Source organism: Streptomyces mayonensis (assembly GCF_018982965.1).
In the GTDB taxonomy this organism is placed as follows: domain Bacteria; phylum Actinomycetota; class Actinomycetes; order Streptomycetales; family Streptomycetaceae; genus Streptomyces; species Streptomyces mayonensis.
This window is the reverse complement of sequence record NZ_JACBYP010000063.1, coordinates 33,081-46,282: the sequence shown is the minus strand read 5'-3', so window position 1 is coordinate 46,282 and position 13,202 is coordinate 33,081. Positions and strand designations below refer to the sequence as shown.

General features: G+C 74.3%; 10 protein-coding genes and 1 pseudogene. 5 read left to right on the top strand and 6 right to left on the bottom strand.

Features of this window, described 5'->3' with window-relative positions:
- Positions 1–480 precede the first annotated feature (480 nt).
- From HZS56_RS22710 to HZS56_RS22700, 3 genes are all read left to right on the top strand, one after another.
- The gene (locus HZS56_RS22710; protein WP_216722616.1) at positions 481–3,030 is read left to right on the top strand and encodes a SpoIIE family protein phosphatase; all 2,550 of its coding nucleotides are present in this window, start codon (positions 481–483) and stop codon (positions 3,028–3,030) included.
- A gap of 100 nt (positions 3,031–3,130) precedes the next feature.
- Positions 3,131–5,872: a SpoIIE family protein phosphatase gene (locus HZS56_RS22705; RefSeq protein ID WP_253914686.1), complete on the top strand. Its 2,742-nt coding sequence runs from the start codon at positions 3,131–3,133 to the stop codon at positions 5,870–5,872.
- A 131-nt stretch (positions 5,873–6,003) separates the two neighbouring features.
- Positions 6,004–6,846, top strand: a complete 843-nt coding sequence (locus HZS56_RS22700; protein ID WP_216722614.1) for a chitosanase — start codon at positions 6,004–6,006, stop codon at positions 6,844–6,846.
- 155 nt (positions 6,847–7,001) lie between these two features.
- Here HZS56_RS22700 and HZS56_RS22695 read toward each other — a convergent pair whose 3' ends face one another.
- Positions 7,002–7,175: a CsbD family protein gene (locus tag HZS56_RS22695; RefSeq protein WP_216722613.1), complete on the bottom strand. Its 174-nt coding sequence runs from the start codon at positions 7,173–7,175 to the stop codon at positions 7,002–7,004.
- A gap of 155 nt (positions 7,176–7,330) precedes the next feature.
- Here HZS56_RS22695 and HZS56_RS22690 point away from each other — a divergent pair, with 155 nt between their 5' ends.
- Positions 7,331–7,477, top strand: coding sequence for a hypothetical protein (locus HZS56_RS22690; protein ID WP_216722612.1), 147 nt, complete (start codon positions 7,331–7,333; stop codon positions 7,475–7,477).
- A gap of 198 nt (positions 7,478–7,675) precedes the next feature.
- Here HZS56_RS22690 and HZS56_RS22685 read toward each other — a convergent pair whose 3' ends face one another.
- A complete protein-coding gene (locus HZS56_RS22685) occupies positions 7,676–9,175 on the bottom strand; it encodes an MFS transporter (RefSeq protein ID WP_216722611.1) in 1,500 nt (499 codons plus the stop codon).
- 294 nt (positions 9,176–9,469) lie between these two features.
- Between HZS56_RS22685 and HZS56_RS22680 the strand changes: the two genes are divergently transcribed.
- Positions 9,470–10,834, top strand: coding sequence for an FAD-dependent oxidoreductase (locus HZS56_RS22680; protein ID WP_216722610.1), 1,365 nt, complete (start codon positions 9,470–9,472; stop codon positions 10,832–10,834).
- Positions 10,835–10,882: 48 nt separating this feature from the next.
- Here HZS56_RS22680 and HZS56_RS22675 read toward each other — a convergent pair.
- The 4 genes and pseudogenes from HZS56_RS22675 to HZS56_RS22660 all read right to left on the bottom strand — a co-directional run.
- Positions 10,883–11,155: pseudogene (locus HZS56_RS22675) on the bottom strand (hypothetical protein); the annotation flags it as partial.
- 59 nt (positions 11,156–11,214) lie between these two features.
- A complete protein-coding gene (locus tag HZS56_RS22670; protein WP_216722609.1) occupies positions 11,215–11,739 on the bottom strand; it encodes a roadblock/LC7 domain-containing protein in 525 nt (174 codons plus the stop codon).
- Between the two features lie 38 nt (positions 11,740–11,777).
- Positions 11,778–12,605, bottom strand: coding sequence for a hypothetical protein (locus HZS56_RS22665; protein ID WP_374201197.1), 828 nt, complete (start codon positions 12,603–12,605; stop codon positions 11,778–11,780).
- Positions 12,602–13,018, bottom strand: a complete 417-nt coding sequence (locus tag HZS56_RS22660; RefSeq protein ID WP_216722607.1) for a hypothetical protein — start codon at positions 13,016–13,018, stop codon at positions 12,602–12,604. The genes HZS56_RS22665 and HZS56_RS22660 overlap by 4 nt, the downstream gene beginning before the upstream one ends.
- Positions 13,019–13,202 lie beyond the last annotated feature (184 nt).

Here is a 13,202-nt window from a genome sequence, read left to right as displayed (position 1 = left end):
GCGGGGGGCCCGGGGGGGCGGGGGGGGGGGGGGGGGGGGGGGGCCCTTGGGGACTGCGGAGGACTGCGGGGCCGCCGGCAGCCACTGGGGCAGGGTGTCCGTCGTGGCCCAGGTGCCGACCGGGCCGACGCCCGCGGTGACGGTGACCTGTGCGTCCTAGCCGTCTCAGCCGTCTCAGCCTTCCCGGCTGTCCCAGCCGTCGCTCAGGTCCGCGGCCCCCGGGTACGCGACCGCACGGCTCGCACCGGCCGGCCGGCGCAGCGCCGGAGGTTCCGCCGGCCGTCGGGCGGGACCGCGGAGGCGCTGTCGCAGCGGACCGGAGGCCGACGCAGTCGTCGGGCAGGAGGTCACGGACTCCCCGTCCGCCGGGCGGCGGAGCACGCTCTCACCCGTGCGGGCCGACCGCGTGCGCATATCTGGGCAAAATGGAGCATTCTTGCTGTGTCGCATGCGTGGCGGCGCACGGACGAGGTGGAGCCGATGAGTGCAGGCGCCGAGGACGGAGGCCGGACGCCGGAACGGCTGACGGCCCTGCTGCTCGACGCCTGTGCCCGGTCCATCGGCGCGGCGGACGGCCGGGTGGGCGGCGTCTACCTGCGGTCCCGCGCTCCGGGTCTGCTGCGGCTGGCCGTCCTCGCCGGGCTGCCCGGACCGCTGTTCCGGCCCTGGTGGCGCCTGCACTCCGACAGCCCGTTCCCGGTCGCCGACGCCTTCCGGCGCGGGGTGCGCGTGCTGCTGCCGGACGCCGCCGAGACCATGCGCCGCTACCCGCAGTTCGCGGCGGGACTTCCCTTCCCGTTCGGGTCCCTGTTCGTGCCCGTCGCCGGCGCGGAACGCACCCACGGGGTGCTGACCGTGCTGCGCCCCGCCGTCGCGGACGCGGCCGAACTGCTGGAGGGTGCCGACCGGATGGCGCGGATCTCGCAGGAGCTCGGCGCCGCCCTGGACCGGCTGGACGCCGGCCGCGAGGAGCCGGCGGTCGCCTGGGAGGGCGAGCCCCTGAGCGTCCCGCCGCCCGCCTCGGGCCGCCGCCGGCAGCGCGCCGGGAGCTTCGCGTGGGACCCGGACACGGATTCCGTCACCCTCGACGAACCGCTGCGCACCCTGCTCGGACCGGCGGCGGCGCCCACGGTGGCGCTCGGAGCGCTCACCGCCGTCATGGCCCCGGGCGACGGCCACCGGCTGTCGGCGGCGCTGCGCGAGACGGCCGCGGGCCGGCCGCCCCACCTGCCGCTCTACGTCCGGACGGCGGACGGGTCGCTGCGTCTGGTGGAGCTGTGGCGACCGCAGGGCGCGCCGCCGGTGGGCGGCCCGGTACGCGGCAGCGTGCGCGATCCGTTCGCCGCCGCCGTGGCCGACGCGGCGGCCGACCTGCTGCCGGAGGGGATCTTCTGCCTGGACCGGATGGGCACGCTTGTGTACGTCAATCCGCGCGCCGCCGAACTCCTGGGCCGGTCCCGGGCGGAGCTGCTCGGCCGCCCCCTGTGGGAGGCCGTGCCCTGGCTCGACCAGCCTGCCTACGGGGACCACCTGCGCGGCGCCCTGCTCTCCCCCGAGCCGGTCCGCTTCCATGTCCGGCGCCCGCCCGGCACCGGCCGACGCACGGCCCCACGGCCCTTCGAGGGCGACTGGCTGGTCACCTCGCTGTACGCGGGCCCGGACTTCCTGACCGGCACGCTCCGCCCGGCCAACCGGGGGGCCGACGTCTCCGCCGGACGCGGCGCCGAGCGGGCGACGCCGGAGGGGGAGACGGAGCCGGAGCCCGACGATCCAGGGCCGCCGATCGCGTCGACCTCGCCGAGGTACCGGCCCATCGTCCTGGCGGTGGCCCTGACCGAGGCGGTCACCGCGCACCAGGTGTCGGCCGTGGTCTTCCGGGAACTGCAGTCGGCGTTCGGCGGCCGCCGGCTCGCCCTCTACGTGCTCCAGGACCGGCGCATGCACCTGGCGTGGGAGACGGGCTTCCCGCCCGGGTTCCTCGCCGCTCTGCAGGACGTACCGCTCGACGCCCGCCTGCCCGGCGTCGAGGCCCTGACCGGCGGCCGGCCGCTCTTCTTCGACTCGATGCACGACCTGGCCGCCGCCTACCCGGAGATGCCGCTCGACGCCACGGTGGGCGCCCGCGCCTACCTGCCGCTGATCGCCTCCGGGCGCCCGGTCGGCTCCTGCATCCTCGGCTTCGACCGCGCCCGCGGCTTCAGTGCCGAGGAGCGCTCGGTGCTGACCGCACTCGCCGGTCTGATCGCGCACGCCATGGAGAAGGCCCGCCGCTACGAGTCCGAGACGGCGCTCGCCCGGGGACTGCAGGGGGTGCTGCTGCCCCGGCGGCTGCCCGAGCATCCCCTGCTGGAGACGGCGGGACGGTATCTGCCGGGCACCCAGGGCATGGAGGTGGGCGGCGACTGGTACGACGTGGTCGCCTCCGGGGACGGGATGGCCCTGGTCATCGGGGACGTCCAGGGGCACGGTGTGCAGGCTGCGGCGACGATGGGCCAACTGCGCAGCGCCGTGCGCGCCTTCGCCCTGGGCGACCGATCGCCCGACGAGGTCATGAACGGCGTCAACCACCTGCTGACCGATCTCGACCCGGGCCTGTTCGCGAGCTGCTGCTACATCCGGCTCGACCCGGCCACCGGACGGGCCCGCGCGGCCCGTGCGGGCCATCCGCCGCCGCTCCTGCGCCACCCGGACGGACGGACCGGGACACTCGACCTGCCCGGCGGCGTGGTACTCGGCGTGGATCCCCACGCGTCCTATCCGCTGACCGAGTTCCGGATCCAGCCCGGTGCCGTCCTCGCCCTGTACACGGACGGGCTGGTGGAGCGGCCCGGCACCGACATCGACGAGGGCATCACCGCGCTCCGGCTGGCGCTGGGCGCGGCCGGCGCACCCGCCCCGCGCCCCGGGAGCCCCGCGCTGGCGGAGGTCGCGGACCGCCTCATCGTGAGCGCCCGGCACACCGCGGACCGGCGGGACGACATCGCCCTCCTGCTCGCCGCGCGCCGCCCGGGACCCGGAGGCCCGCGGTGAGAGGGCCGTCCGGCCGGACTCCGGCGTACCGCCACGTCGCAGGGGGCGCCCCTCGCCTCCCGTGCCCCGGCAGTGTAGACATGGGCTCATGGTGCGACTGATGGGTCGATCCGGAGAGCGGTCACCCCGTCGTCCCAGCGGCTCGCACGCCCGGCAGCGCGGGAACGCGGACCGGCCGCGACGGGGGACGGGCGCCGGGCGGTATGCCTCGGCCCTGCGCTGGGCGCTGTCCGGCCGCAGTGTGGCCGGACAGGTCTTCGTCATGAACGTGGTCATCGTGCTGCTGCTGGTGGTGGCCGCGGCGGTCGCGCTGGTGCTCCAGGTACGGCACGACAGCACGGTGGAGGCCCGCAACAGGTCCGTCGCCGTGGCGTCGACGTTCGCCGTCTCCCCCGGCCTCCAGGAGGCACTGCGCGGCCCCGACCCCTCTGCGGTGCTCCAGCCGCGGGCGGAGGCGGCGCGCAAGGCCACCGGCGTGGACTTCGTGGTCGTCACCGACACCGACGGCATCCGCTACACCCATCCCAAGTCCGACCGCATCGGCAAGACGTTCGTCGGCGACATCGGCCCGGCACTGGCCGGGAAGACGGTGACCGAGGAGATCGACGGCACGATCGGTCCGCTGGTCCAGGCGATCGTGCCGGTGAAGGCGTCCGACGGCACCGTCGTGGGCCTGGTCTCGGCCGGCATCACCACCGAGAACGTGGGCGGCGCCGCCGAGCGGCAGCTGCCGCTCGTACTCGTCGTCGCGGGTGGCGGGCTGGCACTGGCGACGGCGACGGCGGGCACGGCGCTCGTCGCCCGGCGGCTGCTGCGGCAGACGCACGGCCTGGGCCCGCACGAGATGACCCAGATGTACGAACACCACGACGCGGTTCTGCACAGCGTCCGCGAGGGCGTCCTCATCACCGGCCCGGACGGCCGCCTGCTCCTGGCCAACGACGAGGCGCAGCGCCTGCTCGAACTGCCCGCCGACGCCGAGGGCCGGCACGTCTCCGGTCTCGGGCTGCCGGACGACGCGGCCGAGCTGCTGGCCTCGGGACGGGTGGCGACCGACGAGGTCCACCTGGTCAAGGACCGGCTGCTGGCCGTGAACCAGCGGCCCACGGACGTACGGGGCGGCCCGGCGGGCAGCGTGGCCACGCTGCGCGACTCCACGGAGCTGAGGGCCCTGTCCGGGCGGGCCGAGACCGCCCGGGAACGGCTGGACATGCTCTACTCCGCCGGTGTGCGCATCGGCACCAGCCTGGACGTGACCCGCACCGCCGAGGAGCTGACGGAGCTGGCCGTGCCGCGCTTCGCGGACTACGTCAGCGTCGACCTCTTCGACGCCGTGCTGGCGGGCGGCCAGCCGGAGGGCGCGACGCCGCTGCGCCGCTGCGCGCTCGGCGGCATCACCGGGGACGTACCGCTCTACCCGATCGGCCGGCAGATCCGCTTCGTGGCGTCCTCGCCGCAGAGCAGGGCCCTGGAGACCGCGCGGCCCCAGCTGGAGCCGCGCCTCGTCGACGCGCCCGGCTGGCAGGCGCAGGACCTCGAGCGCTCCACCCAGGTGATGGAGTACGGCGTCCACTCGCTCATCGCCCTGCCGCTGCGCGCCGGCACCCTGGTGCTCGGGGTGGTCTGCTTCTGGCGTTCCCGGCAGCCGGAGGCGTTCGACGAGGACGAACTGGCGCTCGCCGAGGAGCTGGTCGCGCGGGCCGCGGTCTCCATCGACAACGCGCGCCGCTACACCCGCGAGCACAGCATGGCGGTCACCCTCCAGCGCAGTCTGCTGCCCCGACGGATGCCCGACCAGACCGCCCTGGACGTCGCCTACCGGTATCTGCCCGCGCAGGCCGGGGTCGGCGGTGACTGGTTCGACGTGCTGCCGCTGTCCGGGGCCCGGGTCGCGCTCGTGGTCGGCGACGTCGTCGGGCACGGGCTGCACGCCGCAGCCACCATGGGGCGGCTGCGGACGGCGGTGCACAACTTCACCGCCCTGGACCTGCCGCCCGACGAACTGCTCGGTCTGCTGGACGAGCTGGTCGGCCGCATCGACCAGGACGAGCCGACCGACGAGGGCACCGCCCCGGTCACCGGCGCGACGTGTCTGTACGCGATCTACGACCCGGTGTCCGGCACCTGTACCGTCGCCCGAGCGGGTCATCCGCCGCCGGCGCTGGTCCGGCCCGACGGTGTGGTGGAGTTCCCCGAGGTGCCCGCCGGTCCCCCGCTGGGGCTGGGCGGCCTCCCCTTCGAGACCACCGAGCTGCGGCTGGCGGAGGGCAGCCGGCTGGTGCTCTACACCGACGGCCTCGTCGAGGACCGGCGGCACGACATCGACGTCGGTCTCGATCAGCTGCGCCGGGCGCTGGAGACGGCCGGCGAGACGCCCGAGGAGACCTGCCGCACCGTCCTGGACGCCAGGCTCCCGGACCGGCCGGGCGACGACATCGCGCTCCTCGTCGCCCGTACCCGCACGCTCGGTTCCGACCGGGTCGCCGAGTGGGAGGTGCCGAACGATCCTGCGGCGGTCGGCGAGGTGCGCTCCCAGGTCACCGGACGGCTGGCCGAGTGGGGCCTGGACGAGCTGGCGTTCACCACGGAGCTGGTCCTGAGCGAGCTGGTCACCAACGCGATCCGGTACGGCGGTGAGACGGTGCACGTCCGGGTGGTGCGCGACCGCAGCCTGATCTGCGAGGTGTTCGACAGCAGCAGCACCTCGCCGCACCTGCGCTACGCGGCCATGACCGACGAGGGCGGGCGCGGGCTGTTCCTCGTCGCGCAGCTCGCCGAGCGCTGGGGCACCCGCTACACGCCGGGCGGCAAGGTCATCTGGGCCGAGCAGCCGATGCCCTGACGGACGCGGGCGGCGGCCCGGTTCCGTACCGAATCCGGTCCCGACGGGTGCCCAGCACGCTCTTTTTCTGGTAGGAAACTTTCCTATCAGTGCCCGGCACTCCCAACCCCCCACACTCGTCTGGAGATTCCGTGAGGCACCCCCACAGCGACCCGGCGCGCCCCGAAGGCACCTCGCGCCGTACCGTGCTCGCCATGGCGTGCGCGTCCCTGGCGGCAGTTCCCCTGTTCACCCCCTCGCGGGCCGCGGCGGCGCCCGCGCGCGCGGCGGGGCTCGACGACCCGGCGAAGAAGGAGATCGCCATGCAACTGGTGTCGAGCGCGGAGAACTCCTCGCTCGACTGGAAGGCGCAGTACGGCTACATCGAGGACATCGGCGACGGCCGCGGCTACACCGCGGGCATCATCGGCTTCTGCTCCGGCACCGGCGACATGCTCGATCTGGTGCAGCTGTACGCCGACCGCAGTCCCGGCAACGTCCTCGCGGGCTATCTGCCGGCGCTGCGCGCGGTCGACGGCACCGACTCGCACGAGGGCCTCGACCCCGGTTTCCCGGACGACTGGCGGCGGGCCGCCGACGACCCGGAGTTCCAACGCGCGCAGGACGACGAGCGCGACCGCGTCTACTTCGACCCGGCCGTGGCGCAGGGCACGGCCGACGGGCTGCGGACGCTGGGGCAGTTCGTGTACTACGACGCGATCGTCATGCACGGCAACGGCGGCGACGACCTGAGCTTCGGCAGCATCCGCCGGCGCGCACTGGGCCGGGCCCTGCCGCCGGCCCAGGGCGGTGACGAGGTCGCCTACCTCGACGCCTTCCTCGACGAGCGGGTGTGGGCGATGCAGCAGGAGGAGGCGCACAGCGACACCAGCCGGGTGGACACGGCCCAGCGCGTCTTCCTGCGGGAGGGCAACCTCGACCTCGAACCGCCGCTGGACTGGCAGGTCTACGGGGACAGTTACCACATCGGCTGAGCCGTTCCCCGAACCCCGCCACCGCCCCCTCGCAGGGGCCCGCCGGGCACGACGCGGGCCGCGGAACCGGCCGTGTGCCGGATTCCGCGGCCCGTTGCGGTGCCGGGTGCGCGCCGCCTTCAGTGCCTTCGGTGCCTTCGGGAGCTCCGGTGGCTTCAGTGGCGGAACGCGTCCTTGCCCTTCTCCTTGGCCTGCCGGGCGTCGCCCTTGGACTGCTCCGCACGGCCCTCGGCCGTCATCCGCTCGTTGCCGAGGGCCCGTCCGAGCGCTTCCTTGGCCTTGCCCTTGGCCTGCTCGGCCCTGGCCCTGGACTTCTGGTTGCCGGCCACAGTGTTCACCTCTCGGCGTTGGCTTGCGGTGTACTGCCCCCGCGGGTCGCCGTTCACCGCGACCTCAAACCCGCGGACCGCGCCGGGGGTGGCCGCGGGAGCGCGGGGTAGGAGGACGGCGAAGCAGGTGTGCCGTCGACTCGGTAGGAGCATTCATGGCCTCGGTACTGGACCGGATCAAGCAGTTCGCGCGGAGCCCGCAGGGACGACGGGCGGCCGAGCAGGCGCGCCGGGTGGCCTCGGACCCGCGCCGCCGCGCGCAGGCGCAGCAGATGCTGCGGAAGTTCGGCAAACGCCGCTGAGCGGGTCCGGTCTGGCGGCAGGTCAGGTCTGGGGGGCCGGTCCGGGACGGTCCGGAACCGGCGGCAGGAGTCCGGAGCCGGCGGCAGGTCAGATCCGGACTGTCCGGTCTGGGGCAGGTCCGGGCCGGGGCGGGTCCAGGTCGGGGTAGATCGCCGGAGTAGATCCAGGTCCAGTCCGGGAGTGCGGTCCGGGACGGGTCAGGTCTGCTCGGCGTGGGTGTGGCTGTGGCACTTCTCCGGCGGACAGCCCCCGCCCTCCTCCCGCTCCCCGCCCCCCTCGTTCCCGTTCCCGGGCCGGTCCCGGCGCCAGTCGCGGACCGCGACGGCCAGCGCGCAGAGCATCGCGGCGACACCGGACCCCACCGACAGGGCCACGGCCTCCTGGTAGTCCTCGTGGGTCGCGTTCAGGGTGAGGTAGAAGAGGCCCGGCAGCGCAGCGGTGCCCACTGCCCCGCCCAGGCGCTGCCCCGTCTGCAGGGCGCCACCGGCCGCGCCGGCCATCCGCACCGGGACGTCGCGCAGTGTCATGGTGATGTTCGGGGAGATCACGCAGCCGCTGCCGAGCCCGCCGAGCAGCAGGGCCGGGACGGCGAGCCAGGCGGCACGGTCGGCGGGCGCGAGCCAGAGCAGCAGGGCGGTCGTGCCGAGGCCCGCCATGACGGCGACCAGCCCGCAGACCGTGAGCAGTCGGCCCAGCCGTTCGACCAGGCGGCCCGCCACGGCCGCCGCGACGGCCGCCCCGACGGCGAACGGGGTCACCGCCAGGCCGGACATCAGCGGCGAGTAGCCCAGCCCGTTCTGGAAGAAGAGCGCGAACACCAGCCACACCCCGCTGAACCCGACGAAGTAGAGGGCGGCGAGGCCCGCGCCGGTGGCGTAACCGCGGGTCTCGGTGAGCAGCCGGGGGTCGAGGAGCGGCTCGCCGCCCCGGCGGACGACCCGGCGCTCCCAGCCCGCGAAGGCGGCGAGGACGGCGAGTCCCACCGGGAACAGCCACCACACCTCGGTCAGCCCGCCGCCCTCGGCGAGCACCAGCGGCAGCATCAGGGCGAGGATCCCGCAGCCGAGGAGCACCACCCCCACCGGGTCGAGACGCCCCCGGCCGCCGGGCTCCACCCGGGGCAGCAGCCGGAGGCCGAGCAGCAGCGCGACCGCGCCGACCGGTACGTTCACATAGAAGATCCACCGCCAGCCCTCGGGCCCGGCCAGCGCGAGGATCAGCCCGCCGACGACCGGGCCCACGGCGCTGGAGACGCCCACGGTGGCCCCGAAGAGCCCGAAGGCGCGCCCGCGTTCGGCGCCGCGGAACAGCTGCTGGATCAGTGCCGAGTTCTGCGGGGCCAGGCAGCCCGCGGCCACTCCCTGGGCGAGCCGGGCGAGGATCAGCAGCCCGATGCCCGGTGCGGCGCCCGCCGCGGCGCTGAAGAGCACGAAGGCGGCCAGGGCGGCCAGGAAGACCCGGCGCCTGCCGAACGCGTCGCCGATCCGGCCGGCGGTCACCAGGCTCAGGGCGAAGGCGAGCGCGTATCCGGAGACGACCCACTGCACGGCCGCCGCCGAGGCGTGCATCCCCTGTTGCATGGACGGCAGCGCGACGGCGACGATCGTCACGTCCAGCAGGGTCATGAAACCGGCGACCAGGGTGACCCAGAGGGCCCGCCACCGGTTCGGGTCCGTGCCGTCGTCCGGACGCTGCACGTGCTCTCCCCTCGCCAGGACGGCACGAACGGTCGCCGCGCCTCACGCCTGCGTCACCCGGGACCCGGGCTTCAAACCCGGCCGGCCCCGACCGACCGGCACGGAGAGGCCCCTCGGCCGACGCCCGTGGCGCCCGTGGCACCCTTGGCGGCAGGAAGGCGCCCATAAGTCCGAGGCATGACATCCCATAAGCCGCCCTTATGGCGTCATAGACCGGACCCGCGTACCGACTTAGGCTTGCCTTAGCTTAGGCTGCTCCGGAGTCGATCTGTTACCGCTCGAAGGGAATCCACCATGCCCCGCCCTCTGCGGGTGGCCATCGTCGGATCCGGCCCCGCCGGGATCTACGCCGCCGACGCCCTGCTGAAGTCCGACGCGGCCGCCGAACCCGGTGTGGCCATCGACATCTTCGAGCGCATGCCCGCCCCGTTCGGACTCATCCGTTACGGCGTCGCGCCCGACCACCCGCGCATCAAGGGCATCATCACGGCCCTGCACCAGGTGCTCGACAAGCCGCAGATCCGCCTCTTCGGCAACGTGAACTACCCGACCGACATCAGCCTGGACGACCTCCGCGCCTTCTACGACGGTGTGATCTTCGCCACGGGAGCGACCGCGGACCGCGACCTGTCGGTCCCCGGAATCGAGCTGGACGGCTCCTACGGCGCGGCCGACTTCGTCGCCTGGTACGACGGCCACCCCGACTTCCCGCGCACCTGGCCCCTGGAGGCGGAGAAGGTCGCCGTCCTCGGTGTCGGCAACGTCGCCCTGGACATCGCGCGCGTCCTCGCCAAGACCGCGGACGAGCTGCTGCCGACCGAGATCCCGCCGAACGTCTACGAGGGGCTGAAGGCCAACAAGGCGCTGGAGGTCCACGTCTTCGGCCGCCGCGGGCCGGCCCAGGCGAAGTTCAGCCCGATGGAGCTGCGGGAGCTGGACCACTCCCCCAACATCGAGGTGATCGTCGACCCTGAGGACATCGACTACGACGACGGCTCGATCGCGGTGCGGCGCGGCAACAAGCAGGCCGACATGGTCGCCAAGACCCTGGAGAACTGGGCGATCCGCGACGTCGGCGACCGCCCGCACAAGCTGTTCCTGCACTTCTTCGAGTCCCCCGCCGAGATCCTCGGCGAGGACGGCAGGGTCGTCGGGCTGCGCACCGAGCGCACCGCGCTGGACGGCACCGGCAACGTCAAGGGCACCGGCGAGTTCAAGGACTGGGACGTCCAGGCCGTCTACCGTGCCGTCGGGTACCTGTCGGACCAGCTGCCCAAGCTGCCCTGGGACATCGACTCGGGCACCGTGCCGGACGTGGGCGGCCGGGTCGTCCAGGAGTCCGGGGAGCACCTGGACTCGACGTACGTCACCGGCTGGATCCGGCGCGGCCCGGTCGGCCTGATCGGCCACACCAAGGGCGACGCCAACGAGACGGTGTCCAACCTGCTGGACGACTTCGCGAACGGGCGTCTTCAGACGCCGGCCTCGCCCGACCCGGAGGCCGTGGACACTTTCCTCGCCGAGCGCAACGTCCGTTACACCACGTGGGACGGGTGGTACCGCCTCGACGCCGCGGAGCGGGCGCAGGGCGAGCCGCACGGGCGCGAGCGGGTGAAGTACGTGGAGCGCGAGGACATGCTCCGGGAGAGCGGCGCCTGAGTCGTACGGCGGTGGGGCCCGGCAGTGACCGACCGGCCGCCACCGATCGCCGCGGCCCTTGAGCAGACGGATCATGTGGTACTGGCTGCTCAGGGTGATGAGGATGTCCTCGATCTCCTCCTTCAGACCGAGGTGCTCCATCGTGCGCAGCTTGGCCCGCACGACGTCGGTGTTGCCCGCGGCGGCGACCTCCAGGTTGAACTCCTTGGTCCCGCCCAGCGTGCCGAGGGCCATACCGCTGGTGTAGTCGACCAGCGCGGCGGCGGTCGCCCCGTCGATGGCGCTGAGGCATTCCTTGAGCGAGGTCTCCAGGTTGGCCATGATGGGTTCCTTTTCCTTCCGGATGTGTTCAGTGCGTACGCGATCGGTCGGGCGGTCGGTCAGGTGGGGCGGCGATGGCCGCCGGGCCGTGGGGCCGGCTGGTGGGCGGGCCGCTGCGGGGCGCGCACCGGCAGGGTGCCGATGGGCCGGGCCGGGTCCGCGGCGGCCTCCGTGTCGCGCTCGGCGGCCGCGGAGGCGACGCGGTCGGGGCCGGTGCGCGTGGCGACGAGGTCGCCGATCCGGGCGCCGCTGCGCCGGCCCTCCAGGTGCAGCCGGCCCACGTTGACCCGGCCGTCGGCGAGGAGGGTGAGCACGGCGGAGCCGCCGGCGGCGTACGTGGCGACGTAGCCGTCAGCGCCGCGCAGCAGCAGTTCCCGGAAGCCGCCGCGTGCGGTTGCGTCGGCCGTGCGGTGGGCGACGCCGAGGGCGGCGGCGGTCAGCGCGGCGAGGCCCTCGGGTTCGGTGCCCGGCGCGTCGTGGGCGAGGACCAGCCCGTCCACGGTGGCGGCCAGCGACCCGGTCAGCTGGGGCACACGGTTGCGCAGTCGGTGCAGTTCCTCCAGGACGTCGCTCTCGACGGCCATGAGCAGTCTCCTTTCGTCACGCCTGCGGCGCGCGCGGATCACAGGGCCTCCAGGGCGTCACGGAGCCTGCGGAGCAGGGCGGTGTCCGGGTCGTCCCACACGGTGCCGACCGGATCCGGGACGCCGGCCGGGGGCGGGGCGGCGCTCGGGGGCGGCGCGGCGCTCGGGGCCGCGGTTGCAGCGGCGGTGACGAGACCGGCGGCGGCCAGGCGGCGCAGCTCGACGAGGGTGTGGTACGTCCGGCAGGCGAGCGCCGACGCGATCTGCGCGGCGGTGCGGACGCCGTCGACCTGTGTCAGGGTGCGGACGCGCCGCGCCGGCAGGTCCGTGGTGCCCGCGCCCGGCACCCGGCTCAGCGGGACGGTGTCGATCGCGGAGTCCGGCCAGATGCGGTCGAGGAGGGAGCGCCGGCGCCCGGATTCACGGACGACGGTGTCCACCGGCACGGACCGCACCGCCCCCAGCCAGTGCGCCGCGCCGGGGCGGAAGCGGCGTGCGCGCGTGTCGTGGGCGAGCACGAAGTAGGCGGCGTCGAACAACGCGCCCAGGTGGCAGACTTCCAGCGCGCCGGCCGCGAGCCGCCCGCTGTCGACGAGCCGGCGTCCGACCCGGTGCTGGGCCCCGCCCCGGTCGACCGCGTCCCACCAGCCGTCAGCGGGGACGGCTCCGCTGCGGGTGAGCAGTGCCCCGAGGTCGGGGGTGAACGCCGACTCGACGTGGACGACACGTCCGGCCGAGAGGTAGACGATGCCGCGCTCGCCCGACAGGGCACCGGTCGCGCCCTGGGCCGCGAGAGTGCCGAGAGCGGCAGACATCGTCTCGTGCGCCCTCCAGGTGGTCGTCGCCCCGGTCGCCGCCCCGGTCATCCGAGCACCAGTCGCTCTGCCATCTCGGCCAGCCGGATGCGGGCCAGGGCGAGGTTTCCGTCGTGGCGGGCGAGCCACAGGTGCAGGAAGACGGTGCTGTCGAAGGGCGTGCTGACGAACCTCAGCAGGTGGTAGGCGTCGGCGGTGGTGGCGATCAGGTCCTCGACCTCGGGCGCCTTGCCGGGCCCGGGGGCCGCTTCCGGATCGCCTGCGGAGCCGCCCGCCGACAGGGAGCCGCTCTCCGCGACGTGCCGTGCCAGTTCGGCCGTCTCCGCCGCTGTCGCCTCCCAGTCGCCGCCCGGCGCCTCGCCGACGGCGCCCAGGGCGAGTCCGCTGATCCAGTCGACCAGTGACGCGCCGCGCGCACCGGGCAGTCGCATGGCCTCCAGCAGACTCTCGTCGATTCCGGGCACGCCGGATCCCCTCCCCCTGCACGGCTGTACCGCGAACGTGACGCTGAGACTACGGAAAGTGCACGCATCTGGTGAGCGCTTTGGCATTTTCCAGAGGAACGTGCGCGCGCTGCGGCATACTGCGGCATTCGGGCCGTGCCGGGAGTATCCCGGGAGTGCGTACGCCGGGACGGGCAACCCGCAG

What these genes read in the sequence shown, in the direction of transcription:
- HZS56_RS22665 (WP_374201197.1), bottom strand. Translation starts at nt 12,605, where the DNA reads ATGACCGGGGCGGCGACCGGGGCGACGACCACCTGGAGGGCGCACGAG.
- HZS56_RS22680 (WP_216722610.1), top strand. Translation starts at nt 9,470, where the DNA reads ATGCCCCGCCCTCTGCGGGTGGCCATCGTCGGATCCGGCCCCGCCGGG.
- HZS56_RS22710 (WP_216722616.1), top strand. Translation starts at nt 481, where the DNA reads ATGAGTGCAGGCGCCGAGGACGGAGGCCGGACGCCGGAACGGCTGACG.
- HZS56_RS22670 (WP_216722609.1), bottom strand. Translation starts at nt 11,739, where the DNA reads ATGGCCGTCGAGAGCGACGTCCTGGAGGAACTGCACCGACTGCGCAAC.
- HZS56_RS22705 (WP_253914686.1), top strand. Translation starts at nt 3,131, where the DNA reads ATGGGTCGATCCGGAGAGCGGTCACCCCGTCGTCCCAGCGGCTCGCAC.
- HZS56_RS22690 (WP_216722612.1), top strand. Translation starts at nt 7,331, where the DNA reads ATGGCCTCGGTACTGGACCGGATCAAGCAGTTCGCGCGGAGCCCGCAG.